Consider the following 17,592-nt stretch of genomic DNA (forward strand, 5'->3'; position numbering starts at 1 on the left):
TCACCTCAGGGCGTGGCGGGCTTGGCCTTTGCGGCGGCCTCAGCCGCGGCGTCGGCGGCGTTGTTGGCCTTGATCACCGCTTCAAGACCGGCGGTGAAGCCCTTGAGCGAGATTTCGAGACCGACCTTCTGGTCGGGCGCGACGAAGGGGGTGATGCTGGCCGAGGCCTTGGCGCCCTTCTTGAACTGGTCGATCTCTTCGGTGGTGAAACCGATACGGGCGACGCAGCCGATCTGGGTGCAGAAGGTGAACGGATAGGCGCGCGGCTTCGAGCCGTCGACCTCGATCCGCAGGCCTTCGGTCAGCAGGGTTTCCAGCGGTGCGATGAAGGTCGCCCCGGCCACTGCCGGGCCATTGGAGCCGGCCGGCAGGTTGAAGACCGAGAATTCGGCGACGTTGTTGCCGTCCTTGTCCTTCAGCAGTTGGTAAAGCTGGCAGGGATCGGTGCCGGTTTCCGTCTTCACGCAGCGCTGTTGCCAGGCGTCGAAGGTTGCGGCGGTGTAGCTGTCGCCCACCTTGGGCGTGCCACCGACCTCAACCCCCAGGGCAAGGTCGTCCGCGGCCGAGGTGTTCGGCGTGGTGCCTTCGGCCGCCGGAGCAGCACCTTCGGCAGGAGCGGCGCCTTCTGCGGGGGCGGTGGTTTCCTGCGCGGCCAGAGGCAGCGGCGCTGCCAGAGCCAGAAGCAGGGCAAGGCGGGAGATCGGTTTGATCATCATGAAACGTTGGTCCTTCGGGTTTGGCGCGGCAGGCCGCGCAGGCCGGATTTTCGCCCGGCGTTGCGCGCGTCCTTAACATGCGCGGATCGAAGTGTCAGTTGAGAAAAGCGAGAGCGGCGGGGCCGTGCCGGGCGGGAAGTGCTGAAATGGACAAAGGGCCGGAAGTCCGGCCCTTTGATGGCGCCTGAGGCGCGATTTCTTTGCTCCCTGTCGGACTGGCCGACTTCGTGGCCTGAACGCTATTGCGGTTTCACGAAGGCGTCAACGAGATTCTTTTGACCGGATGTTCCAGAAAAAGATGTTTGAAAACGGCACCTTTTGGCATGCAGCCGGGGTATGCGCCGGGCCGGTTCGCGGGTTCCGTAACGGGACTTCGCCGTTCTTCCGACAAGGGTTCCAGACTGGCACGATGCGCAATAGGCTGTATGGTGGCGCGGCATCGGCGGCCATCGGGGGCTGCGGACGGGAGTGACACAGTGACGACGGACGGAACGATCTTTGTGGGCGGCGGCGGCGAGGGCTATGCGGCACCGCAGAACCTGCTGCTCAAATTTGGCAACCGCCACGGGCTGATCGCCGGGGCGACCGGCACCGGCAAGACCGTGACACTTCAGGTTCTGGCGGAAGGTTTTTCCGCAGCGGGCGTGCCGGTCTTCCTGTCCGATGTGAAGGGCGATCTTTCAGGTCTCTGCCAGGCGGGGTCCGAGACGTACAAGCTGCATGAAGGCTTCCTCAAACGGGCCGCCACCATCGGGCTGGATCTCAGCTACCGCGCCTTTCCGGTGTTGTTCTGGGATCTGTTCGGCGAAAAGGGCCATCCGATCCGCACCACTGTGGCCGAGATGGGGCCGCTTCTGCTGTCGCGGCTGCTGGAGTTGAGCGATCCGCAGGAAGGCGTGCTGAACGTCGCCTTCCGGCTGGCCGATGAAGAGGGGCTGCCGCTGCTGGACCTGAAGGACCTGCAGGCGCTGCTGACCTTTGTCGCGCAGAACGGCGATGCGATTTCGGCCCGTTACGGGCTGGTGTCGAAGGAATCCGTTGGTGCCATCCAGCGCCGGCTGCTGGTCCTGGAAAACGAAGGTGGGGCCAAGCTGTTCGGTGAACCGGCGCTGGATCTGGCCGACCTGATGCTGACCGATGCACAGGGGGCGGGCCGCATCTCGATCCTTGCCTCGGACCGGCTGATGAACAGCCCCCGGCTTTATGCCACCTTCCTGCTGTGGCTTCTGTCGGAACTGTTCGAGACGCTGCCCGAAGTGGGCGATCCCGAAAAGCCCAGGCTCGTCTTCTTTTTCGACGAGGCGCATCTTCTGTTCGACGGGGCGCCCCGCGCGCTGGTGGCCAAGGTGGAACAGGTGGCGCGGTTGATCCGGTCCAAGGGGGTGGGGGTCTATTTCATCACCCAGAACCCCGCCGACGTGCCCGAGAACATTCTTGGCCAGCTTGGCAACCGCGTGCAGCACGCGCTGCGCGCCTTTACCGCCAAGGACCAGAAAGACCTGCGCCTTGCTGCACAGACCTATCGCCCGAACCCGCGGTTCCAGATCGAGGATGCGATCCGCGATGTCGGCACGGGCGAGGCGGTGACCTCCTTCCTGGAACTGAAGGGGATTCCGGGCATCGCCGAGCGCACGCTGGTGCGCCCGCCGTCCAGCCGGCTTGGCCCCTGCGACGATGCAGCGCGCGGGCAGGTGATCGCGGCTTCGCCCGTTGCGGGCAAGTATGACACCGTGATCGACCGCGATAGCGCCTATGAGATGCTAGCGCGCAAGGCCGAGCAAAGCGCCCGCGCGGCCGAAGCGGAAGAGGCAAAGGCCAGCAAAGGCAGCGCCGGCGGCGGGCTGTCGCTGGATCTGGACGAATTCAAGCGTGCCCGGCGCTATGACGGCAAGGGGTACGACACGCCGAAGCCGCGCAGCACGTCAAGCCGGTCGGATTCGATCACCGAGACCTTCGCCAAGAGCTTTGCCCGCCAGTTGGGCACAAAAAGCGGGCAGGCCATCGTGCGCGGCGTTCTGGGCACGCTCTTCGGCCGGCGCTGAGGCGCGATCAGAGCCGGCGCAGTTTCAGGCGGGTCAGGCGGTTTTCCCGCCTGGCCACCACCTCGAAGCGGAAGCCGTGGAAGGCGAAGACCTGGCCTTCGTTCGGAATCATCCGCGCCTCGTGGATGACCAGGCCGGCGATGGTGTTCGCCTCGTCATCGGGCAGCGACCAGTCCATCGCGCGGTTCAGGTCGCGGATCGTCATGGCGCCATCGACCAGCCAGCCGCCATCCTCGGTTGCCTTGAGGTGGCCTTCCTTGGCCACGATGTCGAATTCGTCGGTGATCTCGCCAACGATTTCCTCAAGGATGTCTTCCAGCGTGATCAGCCCCTGCAACCCGCCGTATTCGTCCACCACCAGCGCGAAATGGGTGCGCCGTTTCAGGAACTGGCGCATCTGTTCGTCAAGCGGCGTGGTTTCGGGAATGAAGTAGGGCTTCATCGCCACCTTGGCGATGTCCAGCGCGGCCAGCCCGTCGGCGGGGCGTTCGGCGCCACGGATCAGCCGGTCCACCTCGCGCAGCAGATCCTTGGCGTGGATGATGCCCAGGATGTTCTCCTCGGACTCCCGGAACACCGGCAGGCGGGTATGCGGTGATGACAGCACCTGCGTCAGGATCGCATCGGGCGACTGGTCGGCGTCGATCATCTCGATCTGGCGGCGGTGGCGCATGATCTCGTCCACCGTGCGGTCGGCCAGATCCAGGGCGCCCAGCAGACGGTCACGGTCTTCCCGATGCACCGCGCCCTCGGAATGGCCCAGGGCGATGGCTCCGGCAATTTCCTCGCGCAGCGCCAGCATGTTGCCATCGGGGTTGCCCTTCACCCCCAGCAACCGCAGCAATCCGCGCACCACCACCCGCACCACCCCGACCAGCGGCGAGAAGATCAGGATCAGCACCCTGATCGGGGGCGCCACCCGCACGGCCACCGCTTCGGGGAAGGTGATGGCCAGCGTCTTCGGCATCACCTCGCCGAAGATCAGCACCAGCACCGTCATGCCCATGGTTGCCAAAGCCACGCCACTGTCCCCGAAAATCCGGGTCAGCAGCGCGGTCGCCAGCGAGGCGGCAAGGATGTTCACCACATTGTTGCCCAGCAGCAGCGCGCCGATCATCCGCTCGCGGTCTTCGGTGATGCGCAGGGCGGCACTTGCCCCACGCGACCCTTTCTCGGACTGCGAGGTCAGCTTCGCGCGCGAAGCGGCGGTCAGCGCGGTTTCAGACCCCGAGAAGAAGGCCGAGGCGGCGATCAGCGCCAGAACGATGGCGGAGGTGATCCAGAAAGCGGTGTCCATCGGGTATCCGGGTTGCGAAAAGGGAAAAGCGACTATGCCTGTGGCTTGCGGGGTTTCGCAAGCGGATGGCGGGTCAGCACCAGATCCTTGAGGTGGTCATCCAGCACATGGGTGTAGATTTCGGTCGTTGCCACGTCGGCGTGGCCCAGAAGTGTCTGGATCACCCGCAGGTCGGCCCCGCCAGCCAGAAGATGGGTGGCAAAGGCATGGCGCAGGACGTGGGGCGTCACCTTGGCGGGTGAAACGCCGGCCCGCACGGCCATGGCCTTGAGCAGGGCAAAGCAGTTCTGCCGGGTCAGGTGGCCATCGGCCCCGGGGCCGGGGAACAGGTGTTTCGGCACCGGCTTGCCAGCCTTGCGCAGGGCCTCGGCTTCGGCATCCAGATGCGCCAGCCAGTCGGCAATCGCCGTTCGGGCCTGCGACGAAAGCGGCACCATGCGTTCCTTGCCACCCTTGCCGCGCACAAGGATCATCCGCGGATCGCCGCGCACCGCGGCCTGCGGCAGCGACACCAGTTCCGTAACCCGCAGGCCGGTGGCGTAAAGCAACTCCATCAGGGCGGTGTTTCGCAGCCGGTCGGCTGCGGTGCGGCCATGGGCGCGGGCGGCGTCCAGCAGGCGGCCCACTTCGGCCTGATCCAGCGTTTGCGGCAGGCGCTGCGCCTTGCCGGGGCCACCGATGCGCAGGGCAGGGTTATCGCTGCGCCAGCCTTCGTCAAAGGCAAAGCGAAACAACTGCCGTACGGACGACAGCCGCCGCGCGCGGGTGGCCTGCGACAGCCCCTGCGCGTCACAGTAAACCAGATAGGATTCCACCGTTTCGCGGTCGAGCGTTGCCAGATCGTGGCCGTGCCCGCTGCACCAGTCGGCAAAATCCTTGAGGTCGCGCCCATAGGCCAGCCTGGTATTGCGCGCGGCATCCTGTTCGGCGGCAATGGCGTCGAGAAAGGTTGAAATCCATTGCAGCGGGTTGGAGGGGGGCATGGGCCTTAGCCCCGCCGTTCCAGGATCATCAGTTCCAGCGCGGTGCGCCGTGCCACGCCCTCAAGCCCGACGCTGCGCAACAGCGACAGGCCACGGGTCACGCTGGCAAGGTCGCCCTCCACCCCGCGCGCGATTTCCTCGATCGCCAGAAGGATTGCCTCGCCTGTCCGGTTCCCATCGACCAGCGCCCGCGTCTCGGTCGAAGGCATCGGGTTCAGGAAGGCGGGGGCAATGGCGCGGCCCATGCTGTCGGGCGCGGTCACCCCCTTCAGATCACCACGGGTCAGCGCGATCAGGAACCGCTCGGTCGTGTCGGTCGTCTCGCATGCCGCGGCGGCGGTTTCGGCCACCGGCGACAACAGTTCCACGCGGAAGGCAATCGTTGCGGCCTCGCCCGTCAGCGGTATCGCCGCCAGATCGCGGCCGTAGAGCATGGCGAAGGGAACCTCGAGTTCGACCTCCTGCATCCGGGCCCAGACCACCGGCAACGTCTGTGCCACCCGCTGCGGATCACGCGATTGCATCGCAGCGTCGAAATCCTGGAACGCGGCGACCCGATCCCATACTCCACCCGAAGCGGCGGGGTCGCGGTCGGTGTAAAGCCCGAGGATGACATTGGGGGCAATGGTGCCCGCACGGGTCAGTCGCTCGGCCGCCTCGATCTGGGCTTTCCAGCCGGCTTCCTGCCCGATCTCGGCATAGGAAAACGCCACGGGAAGCGATGCCGTGGGAAGAGATTCCCCGATGGCCGAATAAATCTTCCAGTCCAGCGGTGTGACCGGGTTCGGGGGCGGCGGCATCAGCTCGCCATCGAACAGATCGGGGTCCAGGAACCGCGCCAGAAGTTCGGCCCCCGCGCTGCTGATCTGTTTCAGTGCCGCCGCCGTTTGCAGGGTCAGCGCCGCCGCATCCCATTGCCCGTCGCGCGCCAGACAGAAGACCCGCGCCTGAATGGTGGGGGCAAGGCCGGGGCTTTCCTGCATCTTGGCGCAGGCGCGATCCTCGTTGCCGGTCAGCAGTGCCACGTCGAAGGCCCTGCGGAACAGGTCAGGCGTCTCTGCGCCGGAAATCTCGATCAGGGCAGCGGCCTGTTCCAGCGCGCCGATCTGCATCAGCTTGTCAACGCGGGCCTGCAACAACCGGCCCTTGCCTTCGGAATCGGCGGGCGGGGTGGCTTCGGCCAGCAGCATGGTCAGGAACAGTTGCCGTAACGCGGGCAGGCTGGACATGCGGTCCCGGATGATCGCCTGCGCGATCTCATCCGTGCGCCCGGCGCCCCACAGGTTGCGCGGCAGGCCCGAGACCGCCGGCGCGATCAGACCCACGCCATCGGGTGAGGGGGCATCCAGCGCCGTTGTCGCCACATCCACCGGCAGCGCGCCGTCTGCACTGACGGGCGGCTCTCCCGGACGGGCAACAGTAGGGGGCGTCCCCGACGGCTGCACCGCGGAAACCTGCGTGGTCACCGATTGCGACAGCCAGTCGATTGCTGACAGCGGGTCATCGCCGGCCGCAAGGGACGCCGTGGTGATCGCGTACAGGGCTGTGGCAAGGCCGGTTGCGGCGACAAACCTAGTTCGCATCCAGAACCACGGGTTTCGTGACCTCCTGCTGCGCGGGGGCAAGGTCGCCGAGATAGGCAAAGACCGTCAGCCCCGCGAAGCCCAGAATTGCCAGCACCACCAGTGCTTTCAGAATCCGCCCCATCTGCAAAGTCCTTGTCCTGCCCGTTCTGCGTGACGCCCCGTCCCGTTGACCGGGTATGATGTCGGGTCGCGACTGTCGATTATATATATGGCTTTCCGATCAAGATCACGCCATTGAGGCAAGGAATACACCTGATCGGCAAGGCTGTGCCCCGCCGATCACGAGATGGTGAAAGGTTATGCCGCAACTGAACAAGACCGTGGTCATGGTCGGGATGATGGGGGCAGGAAAGACCGCGGTCGGAACGGCAGTCGCGCGGCTTCTGAAGGTGCCCTTCGTTGATTCGGATGATGAAATCGTCAAGGCCGCCAGCCGCAGCATCGCCGAGATTTTCGAACGCGATGGGGAACCCTTTTTCCGGGATCGCGAATTCGAGGTGATCGGCCGGTTGTTGCGCGGCACGCCTTGCGTGCTGTCAACCGGCGGCGGCGCTTTTCTGAGCGAGCGGAACCGTGCCCAGATCCGCGCCTCGGGCGTCTCGGTCTGGCTGCGCGCCGATCTGGAGCTTTTGTGGCAAAGGGTGCGGCACAAGACGACGCGACCACTGTTGCGCACGGCAAATCCGCACGAAACGCTGCGCACATTGTATGAAGCAAGGTTGCCTGCCTATGAAATGGCCGATCTTGCCGTCGATGCCTCGCCTGACTACTCGATCGAGCAGATGGCGGTTCGTGTGGTCGAGGCGCTGAAGACCCGGCCCGATGTGCTGGATGAAACTGCAAAGGATGACGACGCATGAACGTGGTGCCGGTGGATCTGGGTGAACGGTCCTATGAGGTGCGGATCGGGCCAGGCCTGATTGACCGCGCCGGAGCCGAAATCGCACCGTTGCTGCGCCGCAAGCGGGTGGCGGTGGTGACCGACGAAACGGTGGCCGGTCTGCATCTGGCCCGCCTGACCGCCGCGCTGGAAGCGCAGGGGATCGAGGTTTCCGCGCTGGCGCTGCCGCCGGGCGAGGGAACCAAGGGCTGGCCGCAGTTCGCGCGCTGCGTCGAATGGCTGCTGGAGCAGAAGGTGGAACGCCGCGATGTGGTGGTGGCCTTCGGCGGCGGGGTGATCGGCGATCTGGTCGGCTTTGCCGCCGCCGTACTGCGCCGGGGCGTGCGTTTCGTGCAGCTTCCCACCACGCTGCTGTCCCAGGTTGATTCCAGCGTTGGCGGCAAGACCGGGATCAACACCGCGCAAGGCAAGAACCTGGTCGGGGCTTTCCACCAGCCCAGCCTGGTGCTGGCCGATATTTCCGTGCTGGACAGCCTGCCGCCGCGCGATTTCCTGGCCGGCTATGGCGAGGTGGTGAAATACGGCCTTCTGGGCGATGCCCCATTCTTCGACTGGCTGGAAGCTGCGGCCCCTGGCATGGCGGCGGGGGATGTCTCGGCCCGGTTGCGCGCGGTGACGCGCAGCGTCGAGATGAAGGCGGGCATCGTTTCGCGCGACGAAACCGAGGAGGGCGAGCGCGCGCTGCTGAACCTTGGGCATACCTTCTGTCACGCGCTGGAAAAGGCCACCGGCTATTCCGACCGACTGCTGCACGGAGAAGGCGTAGCCATCGGTTGCGCGCTGGCGTTCGAACTGTCGCAACGGCTTGGCCTGTGCAGCCAGGAATCGCCCAGTCGTGTGCGGGCGCATCTGCTCGCCATGGGCATGAAGGTGGACATCCGCGACATCCCCGGCAACCTGCCCGGTCCCGAAGCGTTGCTGGCGCTGATGGGGCAAGACAAGAAGGTGATCGACGGCCGGCTGCGCTTCGTTCTTGCGCGCGGTATCGGTCAGGCCTTCGTGGCCGAGGATGTGCCGTCCGACGCCGTGCTGGCGGTGCTGCGGGACGCAATGTCGTGACGGCGCGGAAATGAAAACGGGCCCCAGAAGGGGCCCGGATTTCTTCCGTCACAGGAAGGATTTGGCTGGGGCGCCAGGATTCGAACCTGGGAATGGCGGTACCAAAAACCGCTGCCTTACCACTTGGCGACGCCCCAACCGTGCGGCGGTGTTTAGCGAAGCGCTTTCCGGGCCGCAAGGGGGAAGACGCGATTTTTCGGCGGCTCTTGGAGGATGAATTGGACTGGGATGTAATGGTGCTGGGGGCCGGCGCGGCAGGGCTTTTTGCCGGGATAGAGGCGGCACGGCGCGGGCGGCGGGTGCTGGTCGTGGACCATGCCGCCAAGCCGGCCGAGAAGATCCGAATCTCTGGCGGCGGGCGGTGCAACTTCACGAATCTCGAGATTTCGGCCGACCGCTACCTGGGCCGTAACCCGCGCTTCGCGCTGTCGGCCCTGAAGCGGTTTACCCAATGGGATTTCATTGCGCGCATGGATGCGGCGGGAATCGCCTGGCATGAAAAGACGCTGGGGCAGCTTTTCTGCGATGGTCCGGCGACGCAGGTGGTGGACTGGCTGACGGGTGATCTGGCGGCGGCCGGCGGCACGCTCTGGACCGGGTGCTCGCTTGGGGCCGTTGCGCGCCGCGGCAAGGGATTCGCGGTGGAAACGGACCGCGGCGTGCAAGAGGCAACGGCGGTGATCGTCGCCACGGGCGGCAAGTCGATTCCAAAGATGGGGGCCTCAGGCTATGGCTACCGTGTTGCGGAAAGCTTTGGCCTTGCCGTGACCGAGACCCGCCCCGCGCTGGTGCCGCTGACTTTTGCCGAGCAGGAACTGGTCTGGCTGAAGCCGCTGGCCGGTGTGGCGGTACAGGGCAGGGTGTCCTGCGGCAAGACCGGCTTTGACGAAGCGGTCTTGTTCACCCATCGCGGCCTGTCCGGCCCGGCGATCCTGCAGATCTCGTCCTACTGGCGCGAGGGGCAGGCGATCTCGGTCAATCTTTGCCCGGGCCAGGACGGCGCGGCGGTGTTGCGGGCGGCCAAGGCCAGTGGCGGCAAGGGGCATCTGGCCGGCGCGCTGGCGCGGCTGGTGCCTGAACGGCTTGCGCGCCATCTGGCCGAGGTGTCGGGCCTCTCCGGCCCCTTGGCCGAAATGCCGGGGGCGGTGCTGGACCGGGTGGCGGCGGGGCTGGCCGACTGGCGGCTGATGCCGGTGGGCAGCGAAGGCTACCGCACGGCCGAGGTGACGCTGGGCGGTGTCGATACCGACGGTCTTGACGCCCGCACGATGGAGGCGAAGGCCGTGCCGGGCCTGTATTTCGTGGGCGAGGTGGTCGATGTGACCGGCTGGTTGGGCGGCTACAACTTCCAATGGGCCTGGTCCAGTGGCTGGGCCGCGGGGCAGGTGGCGTGATGAAGACCATCGGTATTCTGGGCGGCATGTCCGCCGCCTCGACCCAGCTTTACTATCGTGAACTGTGTCGCCTGATGCGCGAACGGCTGGGTGGGCTTCATTCGCCCGAGCTGCTGATCCGGTCGCTGGATTTCGCCCCGATCGCGGCGCTGCAGGCCGCCGGCGACTGGGCGGCGGCAGGGCGTATCCTGAACGCCGAGGCGCGGGCCTTGGAACGTGGCGGTGCCGGGATTCTGGTGCTGGCGACCAACACCATGCACAAGCTGGCCGATGAGATGATGGCGGGCGTCTCGATCCCGCTGCTGCATATCGCCGATGCCACGGCCGCGGCGATCCGGGCGGCGGGGTTGCGTCGGCCCGGCCTGATGGCGACGGCTTTTACCATGGAGCAGGGCTTCTACACCGACCGCTTGCGCGCAGCTGGGGTGATGCCGGTATTGCCCGATGCGGCAGACCGGGCCGAGACGCATCGGATCATCTATGAAGAGCTTTGCCGCGACATCATTCGCGACGACAGCCGCAGCGTCTATGTGGGCATCGCAGAGCGGCTGGTGCAGGCGGGGGCCGACAGCCTGATCCTGGGCTGCACCGAGGTGGGGATGCTGTTGACAGCGGGCAACGTGTCGGTGCCGGTTTTCGACACAACGCTGATCCATTGCGCAGCCGCCATCGACCTTGCGCTGGCCCGGTGACGAGTCCCAATGGGGGGCGGCGCGTTTTCGGATGACGCGCCCCCTTGCCGTGCCAATCAGACGTGCAGCGGGTTGGCCTTTGCAAGGCGGTCGAAGGCCATAAGGCTTTCGATCAGCGCCGGCATGTCCGACAGGCGGATCATGTTCGGCCCGTCCGAAGGCGCCCGGTCGGGGTCTTCGTGGGTTTCCAGAAAGACGCCGGCGATGCCCAGCGACACGGCCGCCCGGGCCAGAACCGGCGCGAATTCCCGCTGGCCGCCGGAACTGTCGCCCAGCCCGCCGGGGAAAGCGACGGCATGGGTGGCGTCCATGATCACGGGGTATCCCGTGCGGCCCATGATCGGCAGGGCGCGCATGTCGGCGACAAGGCCATTGTAGCCGAAGGTCGTGCCCCGTTCGGTCAGCAGGATGCGGTCATTCCCGGTCGAGGCGATCTTGGCGGCCACATTGGCCATGCCATAAGGGTCAAGGAACTGGCCCTTCTTGACGTTCACGGCGGCCCCGGTGGCCCCCGCCGCCAAGAGCAGATCGGTCTGCCGGCACAAGAGCGCGGGTATCTGCAACACGTCAACAACCGAGGCCACCTCAGCCGCCTGCGCGGGTTCGTGAAAATCGGTCAGCACCGGCAGTCCCATCGCCTTGATGGCCTGCAGCACCTTCAGCCCGGCCTCCATTCCCAGCCCGCGCTTGCCTGAAAGCGAGGTGCGGTTGGCCTTGTCGTAGCTGCCCTTGAACACGAACTGCGCCCCTGCGGCGGTGCAGGCTTCGGCAAGGGTGCCGGCAATCATCTGGGCGTGGTCCAGACTTTCAAGCTGGCAGGGGCCGGCGATGACCGTCAACCCCTGCGTATTTCCGACGGTCAGCCCGCCGATCTGCACCGTTTTCATTCCCACGCTCCTTATGCAGAAACCTGTTCGCGCAGGATCGCGGCGGTCATCGAGATCATCAGATAGATGCCCAGCAGGATCAGCATGGAAACCAGCGTGTTCTCGAACACCCGCGGATAGGTCGGCTCGTCCGGCGGCACCGGCGAGACCGACAGCGACAGGTAGCGCACCTGACGATTGGCCTCGATCCGCGAGTTTTCCATGGATTGCAGCGCCTGTGCCAGGACCAGTTGACGGGTCTCGACATCGGCCTTGGCGACCAGCAACTCACCCTGAATCCGGGCCAGCGACTGGCTGTCCTCACCGTTGACCGTCATCTTGGCACGCAGGTTGCCGATCTGCTCTTCCAGAGTTGCGATCCGGCGCTTGACGGGCTCCATCCGGGCCTGGTTCGGGTTTGCGTTCGCCTCCATCTGCGCCAGATTCAACTGCTCGGTGGTCAGTTGCGATTCAAGCTGGCTGATCTGCGTGGCAATCAGTTGAACCTCGGTTTCAGACGAAAGAACGTTGAACTTCTCCTGCAGTGCGACCAGCCGCTGCTGGGCATCAATCACGGCGGTTTCGGCCTCGGTATACTGTTCCTTCGCGCCTTTCATCGAATCCTCACGCAGACGCAGGGACATCTTGTCGACCTGTTCTTCCGCATAGGAAATCAACTGCTTGGACCAGTCCGCCGAAACCTTCGGATCGGCCGCCATAACCTCCATCCGCACCAGACCTTCTGTCGGGTCGTAGGAGATCAGGATATATTTGCTGTAAAGCGCGTAGGCATCCTCAAGCGAGGCATCCGGCGGCAGGCGCGTCAGCGCGTCGATGTTGCTGCCCTGGAAATACTCCTTGAAACCATGGTCGGCCTCAAGTCGCTGCAACGCCTCACGGCTTTGCAGATAGCCCTGCACGGCAATGGAATCCTGCGCATGGGCCATGGGCGTTCCCGAAAGAAGCCCCCCCATACCCGAGGCCTGCGGCGGATCGGCCGCCTGGATCACGAACTCCGACTTGGTTGCATAAAGCGGCGTGGCAATCTGCGAGAAATACCAGAAGGCAACGATGGTGGGCAGCAGCACGAAAGCAAACAGCCGTCCACCCAGCATCATCAGCTTGCGACGGCGCCGGCGCGCGATTTCCTGCTGCATCTTCAGGATTTCGGCCGCGTGGTTCACCTCGACACGCTCGGTCGACGGCGGTTGTGGCGGCCGTGTCCGTTGCGGCAGCTTCACGCCATCACCGGGCAGCGGTGTCAGGGCGCGCCCTTCAGAGGCCGGCGGCTGGCCGCCCCCCCCGCCCGGGGCCGCCTCGGTTGCGGGTTCGGTGCCGACAAGTTCCAGCATGGCACGCCGTTGGAACGGGTCGATGCCCGCAGCGCGCAGCAGGCGGACGGCGTCATAATCCGATGTTGCCGCGATGTTGCGCCGTTGGGCCAACCGGCGGGCAACCCGCAACTGCCGGCCCGTCAGGCCTTCAGCGCGGATCGCGGCCAGTTCTGCGGCAACCTCCGGCGATACGTTGGCGTCATCCTCGGCCGCATCCGCTGGCCCGGGCTGTGGGGCCGTTGCGCCGGCCGCAGCCGCACGTTCGGCCGCGGCAGACCCCGGAAAGACCTGATCGCCGAACCCGTCATCAAACGTATCGAAGGACATGTCGCTGTCCTTCGAGGTCGAAGCCGGAGAGGCTGCAGAAGCGGCGGGCCGCGGCGCGGGATCTGCCGCGGCATCCGGGTCGGGGCGGTTCAGGTTGAAACGGGGAACCTTAAGCGTAGTCATAAAGGCTTCTCGCTTCTTCCAGGGTGTCGAACTGATAAAGACGGCCATTCTTCAACACGGCCGCCTGCTTGCAAAACTTTTCGATCGTTTGCGGCGAGTGTGAAACGATCACCACGGTCGCCTTCTGCAGCCGTTCGCGCAGGATCGCGCCGGCCTTGCGGTTGAAGGCAACATCCGCCGTCGAGGGCATACCCTCGTCGATCAGGTAGATGTCGAATTCCAGCGCCAGCATCAACGAGAAGGTGAACCGCGCCTTCATCCCCGAAGAATAGACCGACATCGGCATCTCGAAATATTCGCCCAGGTCGCAGACCCAGCGGCAGAAACTTTCGACATAGTCGGGGTCAAGCCCGTAAAGACGGGCGATGTAGCGGCTGTTTTCGTGTGCGGAATGTCGGCGCGACACGCCCCCCATGAAACCAAGGGGAAAAGACACCCGGCAGGTGCGTGTGATCGTGCCTTCGTCGGGCTTTTCCAGCCCGGCCATCATCTGGATGAGGGTGGTTTTTCCGGTGCCGTTCTGGGCCAGAATTCCCAGCGACCGACCCATTTCAACGCGAAAGGAAGCACGGTCGAGAATGACCTTGCGCTGGACGCCGGTCCAGAAGGATTTTGAGACGTTATTGAACTCGATCATGTCACTGTCTTGCACCGCGGGGCGGCATTGAACGCCTTGTCATTCTGGCTGGATTCACGCCTGATTTCGCGATGACCTTGTTCCCTCAAGAAAGCCGGATCAAAGCCACTGCCCGGCCTGTCCGGGCAACTCCTGTGACCGGATATTTGGGCAACAGTATGTCTTGAAACGGGCGTTACGGCAATGGCCGGTCAGGATAATGTGAACAGGGACCGCAGCGTCACCGTCCGCCGCTGCGCGCCAGAAGCAGGGCCAGCGGGCCTGCCAGCAGGCTGAGAGCCAAGCCCATGCGCGCCGCTTCCTGCATCGCGCCGCCAGGCAGGGCGGCGGCCAAGGCGATGGCCGGCACGGTGAAGCCGCAGCCAAGGATAACCAGGATCAGCCCAAGGTGGCGCAGCCTGACCTGCGGCGGCAGGCGCAGGCCGAAGACCAGGGCAAGACCAAGTGCCCCAAGCGCCATGCCCAGCGGGCGGCCGATCCACAGGCTGCCCAGCGTGACAAGCGTGGTCGGTGCAAAGGCCAGCAGGTCCACGCCGCCGCGCACCAGCCCGAACAGGAACAGCACCACCGCGACCGGCCGGATCAGAAGATGCGCCAGCCGGTTCAGCGGATCGTGCAGGAAGGTTTCGGCCTCGGCGAACAGGCCGAAGCTGCGGTCGGCATGGGCGATGGCCGGAATCACCGGCAACAGGCCCAGTGTGGCGGGCAGGCCCGAGGCGGCGACGCCGAACCAACTGGCCGCGCCGGCCAGCATATAGGGCCACAGGGCCATGCCGGCCCGGCGGCGCAATTCGCTGGTGCCGGGCGGCGGACGGCGCCCGTAAAGCGCCCAGACCGCCCCCGAGGCCGCCACAGGCAGCACCAGCCAGAGCAGACGCAACGACAGATGCGGGCTGGACAGGCCCAGAACCAGCAACGCCAGAATATCGGTGCCGATGGCCAGCAGCAGCAACAGGTGCAGCGCCGGATGTCCCGACCCGAAGGCAAGGCGGCCGAACAGGTAGGCCAACACCACATCAGACCCCAGCGGCACCTGCCAGCCGGTCGCGAAGCCGGCCTCCTCGGCGGTTTCGATCAGGGCCGACAGCACGATCCACATCAGCGCGGCCCCGATCATGCCCGAAACCACCAGTCCTGCCGGCAGCAGCGCCCGCCCGCCCGACAGCGCGCCGCGCTCCAGGATCAGCGCTTCCCAAAGTTCCTTGCCGATGAAGAAGAAGAACAGCGCCATCAGGATGTCTGTCACCACCATGAAGGGCGTCAGCGTCACCGTGCCCGCCCAGATCCAGCCCGGCAGGGACAGTTCGGCCATGTGCCATTCGACAAAGTCGTAATAGCTGCCCGGCGACAGGTTGACCCAAAGCGTGGCAATCCCGGCGCCCCCCAGCAGGGCCAGGGCGAAATGACGGACAAAGGGCGAGATTCGATACATGGGCCGCGGGTCTCCTGACCTTCTCGCTAGCTTCTGCGACCCCACCTCGCAAGCGGGCGGGGCGGGATCGTCGTGTGCTGTGGCGGGGCTGCACAGGGGAAGGCAAAACCGGGGTTTTGCGCTGGCGCGGTGGCAGCGCTATCCTGCGCGGCATGGACCTTGCCAAGGACATTCGCGCCTGCAGGCTTTGTGCCGCGCGCTTTGCCGCCACCGCCACGGCGCATGAGCCGCGCCCTGTCGTCTGGTTCGCATCCACGACGCGGCTGCTGATCGCAGGGCAGGCGCCGGGCGCGCGGGTTCACGCCAGCGGACGGCCCTTCACCGATGCCTCTGGCGACCGGCTGCGCGACTGGACCGGGCTGTCGGCTCCCGAGTTCTATGACCGGACACGGGTCGCGATTGTGCCGATGGCGTTCTGCTTTCCCGGGTACAATGCCCGCGGCGCCGATCTGCCGCCGCCGCCGCTGTGCGCGGCGACCTGGCGGGCGCGCGTCATGGACGTGCTGCCTCAGGTCCGGTTGCGTCTGCTGGTGGGCGGCCATGCGATCCGCTGGCATCTGGGCCTGCGCGACGTGACGGCGGCGGTGGCGGACTGGCGCAGACATTCGGAAAACGGCATCTTTCCCTTGCCGCATCCGTCCTGGCGGAATACCGGGTGGCTGACGCGCAATCCCTGGTTCGCGGCCGACCTTCTGCCCGTGTTGCGGGCCCGGGTGCGCGCCGTGTTGGAGGCCCCATGACCGTTGTGACCCTGCTGGACGCCGCACATGCCGCGGTTTCGGCCCATCCCGAGGACGAAACCGCGCTGCTGCGCTTCTATGAACGGCTGGCGGATGGTGAGCTGTTCCTTCTGCTTGAACGCGAGGCCGAGGCCGAGGTGCTGGACCCCCGCGTGTTCGAACTTGAGTCCGGCCCGGTCGTGCTGGTTTTCGACCGCGAAGAACGGATGGCCGAGTTTTCCGGCGGGATCGCGCCCTATGCGGCGCTGCCCGGGCGGGTGATCGCCGGGCTGCTGAAGGGGCAGGGGATCGGGCTGGGGGTCAACCTTGGCGTGGCCCCGTCGGAAATGCTGCTGCCACCCGAGGCGCTGGATTGGCTGGCCGAGGCGCTGGAGCCAGAGCCGGAAGAAGCCGAGTTGCGGGCGGAGTCCTTCGTGGCGCCCTCGCTGCCCGAAGGCTTCGTTCTGGGGCTGGATGCCAAGCTGGCACGGGCCGGCGGGTTGGCAACGGCGGCGCTGCTGGCCGGGGTGCGCCATTCCGGCGGGCGGCTGGGGCATATGCTGGCCTTTCTGGACGCAGTGCCGGGGGCCGAGCCGGCGCTGGCCCGGGCCGTGCAGGAAACGCTGGTATTCTCGGGTCTGGAAGCGGGGCAGGTGGACGTGGCCTTCCTGTCCGCTGGTGATCCGGCCGCCCAGGCCATGGCAGACTGTGCCTTGCGCTTCGACCTGCCGGAACCCGAGGCGCCCGAGGTTCGGCGCGAGACGGTTCCCGTCCCGCCCGGCATGGACCCCGACAGCCCGCCGAAGCTGCGCTGACCTGTTCCACAGGGCGAAAGCAGAATTTGTGCGGAAAACAGTGGGCTGCGTATGGGGTATAATGATACCGCTTATGCAAAGGTATTGAATTCGCTTGATATTATGTTCCGTGCCGCGCTTGACGGGGGCGGCGGGTTCAGCGATAAGCCCGCATCCGAATTCGCGGGGGATGCTCCCTCGCCTCAACCCTTATGGGACCACCGATGAAGACCTATACCGCAACACCTGCGGACATCGAGAAGAAGTGGATCCTGATCGACGCCGAGGGCGTCGTTCTGGGCCGCCTTGCCACGATCGTCGCAAACATCCTGCGCGGCAAGAACAAGCCGACGTTCACCCCCCACATGGACATGGGCGACAATGTCATCGTCATCAACGCCGACAAGGTGCAGATGACCGGCAATAAGCGCAATGACAAGGTCTACTACTGGCACACCGGCCACCCGGGCGGCATCAAGAGCCGTACCGCCAAGGCCGTGCTGGAAGGCCCGCACCCCGAGCGTGTGGTCGAAAAGGCCGTCGAGCGGATGATCACCCGCAACCGTCTGGGTCGTCAGCAGATGTCGAACCTGCGCGTCTACGCCGGCGCCGCCCATCCCCATGAAGCCCAGCAGCCCACCGTCCTGGACGTGAAGGCGCTGAACCCGAAGAACACCCGGAGCGCGTAAA

General features: G+C 65.7%; 17 protein-coding genes and 1 tRNA gene. 8 read left to right on the plus strand and 10 right to left on the minus strand.

Features of this window, described 5'->3' with window-relative positions:
- Window positions 1–5: 5 nt before the first annotated feature.
- Window positions 6–716 (minus strand): invasion associated locus B family protein, encoded by a 711-nt coding sequence (locus B6K69_RS01375; protein WP_335602078.1) that lies wholly within the window; start codon window positions 714–716, stop codon window positions 6–8.
- A gap of 425 nt (window positions 717–1,141) precedes the next feature.
- On the opposite strand from B6K69_RS01375, the gene B6K69_RS01380 reads away from it, so the two are divergent.
- The gene (locus tag B6K69_RS01380; RefSeq protein ID WP_108642510.1) at window positions 1,142–2,758 is read left to right on the plus strand and encodes a helicase HerA-like domain-containing protein; all 1,617 of its coding nucleotides are present in this window, start codon (window positions 1,142–1,144) and stop codon (window positions 2,756–2,758) included.
- A gap of 7 nt (window positions 2,759–2,765) precedes the next feature.
- Here the strand turns inward: B6K69_RS01380 and B6K69_RS01385 are convergent, their stop codons facing one another.
- Genes B6K69_RS01385 through B6K69_RS18520 form a run of 4 tightly spaced genes read right to left on the minus strand, consistent with a single transcriptional unit; the run spans window position 2,766 to window position 6,745 of the window.
- The gene (locus B6K69_RS01385) at window positions 2,766–4,055 is read right to left on the minus strand and encodes an HlyC/CorC family transporter (protein ID WP_107672856.1); all 1,290 of its coding nucleotides are present in this window, start codon (window positions 4,053–4,055) and stop codon (window positions 2,766–2,768) included.
- 32 nt (window positions 4,056–4,087) lie between these two features.
- Window positions 4,088–5,038 (minus strand): site-specific tyrosine recombinase XerD, encoded by a 951-nt coding sequence (locus B6K69_RS01390; RefSeq protein ID WP_108642511.1) that lies wholly within the window; start codon window positions 5,036–5,038, stop codon window positions 4,088–4,090.
- 5 nt (window positions 5,039–5,043) lie between these two features.
- On the minus strand, window positions 5,044–6,621 hold the full coding sequence (locus B6K69_RS01395; RefSeq protein ID WP_108642512.1) for a hypothetical protein: 1,578 nt from the start codon (window positions 6,619–6,621) through the stop codon (window positions 5,044–5,046).
- Window positions 6,611–6,745, minus strand: coding sequence for a hypothetical protein (locus tag B6K69_RS18520; protein ID WP_257791671.1), 135 nt, complete (start codon window positions 6,743–6,745; stop codon window positions 6,611–6,613). Before B6K69_RS18520 ends, B6K69_RS01395 begins: the two co-directional genes overlap by 11 nt.
- A gap of 178 nt (window positions 6,746–6,923) precedes the next feature.
- Between B6K69_RS18520 and B6K69_RS01400 the strand changes: the two genes are divergently transcribed.
- Window positions 6,924–7,484 carry a shikimate kinase gene (locus tag B6K69_RS01400; protein ID WP_108642513.1) on the plus strand — a complete coding sequence of 187 codons (561 nt, stop codon included), beginning with the start codon at window positions 6,924–6,926 and terminating at the stop codon, window positions 7,482–7,484.
- Complete coding sequence (gene aroB / locus B6K69_RS01405; protein WP_108642514.1) at window positions 7,481–8,584, plus strand: 3-dehydroquinate synthase; 1,104 nt, start codon at window positions 7,481–7,483, stop codon at window positions 8,582–8,584. Before B6K69_RS01400 ends, aroB begins: the two co-directional genes overlap by 4 nt.
- 62 nt (window positions 8,585–8,646) lie before the next feature.
- On the opposite strand, the gene B6K69_RS01410 is transcribed toward aroB, so the two are convergent.
- Window positions 8,647–8,721 (minus strand) — tRNA-Gln (locus tag B6K69_RS01410).
- Window positions 8,722–8,802: 81 nt separating this feature from the next.
- Here B6K69_RS01410 and B6K69_RS01415 point away from each other — a divergent pair.
- Window positions 8,803–9,978 carry a BaiN/RdsA family NAD(P)/FAD-dependent oxidoreductase gene (locus tag B6K69_RS01415; RefSeq protein ID WP_164681857.1) on the plus strand — a complete coding sequence of 392 codons (1,176 nt, stop codon included), beginning with the start codon at window positions 8,803–8,805 and terminating at the stop codon, window positions 9,976–9,978.
- The gene (locus B6K69_RS01420) at window positions 9,978–10,670 is read left to right on the plus strand and encodes an aspartate/glutamate racemase family protein (protein WP_108644721.1); all 693 of its coding nucleotides are present in this window, start codon (window positions 9,978–9,980) and stop codon (window positions 10,668–10,670) included. Before B6K69_RS01415 ends, B6K69_RS01420 begins: the two co-directional genes overlap by 1 nt.
- A gap of 56 nt (window positions 10,671–10,726) precedes the next feature.
- On the opposite strand, the gene kdsA is transcribed toward B6K69_RS01420, so the two are convergent.
- From kdsA to B6K69_RS01440, 4 genes are all read right to left on the minus strand, one after another.
- Window positions 10,727–11,557 carry a 3-deoxy-8-phosphooctulonate synthase gene (gene kdsA / locus B6K69_RS01425; protein WP_108642516.1) on the minus strand — a complete coding sequence of 277 codons (831 nt, stop codon included), beginning with the start codon at window positions 11,555–11,557 and terminating at the stop codon, window positions 10,727–10,729.
- Window positions 11,558–11,568: 11 nt separating this feature from the next.
- Window positions 11,569–13,320 carry a KpsE/RkpR family capsule polysaccharide export protein gene (locus tag B6K69_RS01430; protein ID WP_108642517.1) on the minus strand — a complete coding sequence of 584 codons (1,752 nt, stop codon included), beginning with the start codon at window positions 13,318–13,320 and terminating at the stop codon, window positions 11,569–11,571.
- On the minus strand, window positions 13,307–13,957 hold the full coding sequence (locus B6K69_RS01435) for an ABC transporter ATP-binding protein (RefSeq protein WP_107672848.1): 651 nt from the start codon (window positions 13,955–13,957) through the stop codon (window positions 13,307–13,309). The genes B6K69_RS01430 and B6K69_RS01435 overlap by 14 nt, the downstream gene beginning before the upstream one ends.
- 220 nt (window positions 13,958–14,177) lie before the next feature.
- The gene (locus B6K69_RS01440) at window positions 14,178–15,389 is read right to left on the minus strand and encodes a Na+/H+ antiporter NhaA (protein WP_108642518.1); all 1,212 of its coding nucleotides are present in this window, start codon (window positions 15,387–15,389) and stop codon (window positions 14,178–14,180) included.
- Window positions 15,390–15,541: 152 nt separating this feature from the next.
- Here B6K69_RS01440 and B6K69_RS01445 point away from each other — a divergent pair, with 152 nt between their 5' ends.
- The 3 genes from B6K69_RS01445 (at window position 15,542) to rplM (ending at window position 17,591) form a co-directional block, all read left to right on the plus strand.
- Complete coding sequence (locus tag B6K69_RS01445) at window positions 15,542–16,129, plus strand: uracil-DNA glycosylase family protein (RefSeq protein ID WP_108642519.1); 588 nt, start codon at window positions 15,542–15,544, stop codon at window positions 16,127–16,129.
- Between the two features lie 5 nt (window positions 16,130–16,134).
- Window positions 16,135–16,923: an SseB family protein gene (locus tag B6K69_RS01450; RefSeq protein ID WP_108644722.1), complete on the plus strand. Its 789-nt coding sequence runs from the start codon at window positions 16,135–16,137 to the stop codon at window positions 16,921–16,923.
- A gap of 203 nt (window positions 16,924–17,126) precedes the next feature.
- Window positions 17,127–17,591 carry a 50S ribosomal protein L13 gene (rplM, locus tag B6K69_RS01455; protein WP_107672846.1) on the plus strand — a complete coding sequence of 155 codons (465 nt, stop codon included), beginning with the start codon at window positions 17,127–17,129 and terminating at the stop codon, window positions 17,589–17,591.
- Window position 17,592: the final 1 nt, after the last annotated feature.

Origin of the sequence: Pseudogemmobacter blasticus, assembly GCF_003071405.1 — a bacterium.
Taxonomy (GTDB): domain Bacteria; phylum Pseudomonadota; class Alphaproteobacteria; order Rhodobacterales; family Rhodobacteraceae; genus Pseudogemmobacter; species Pseudogemmobacter blasticus.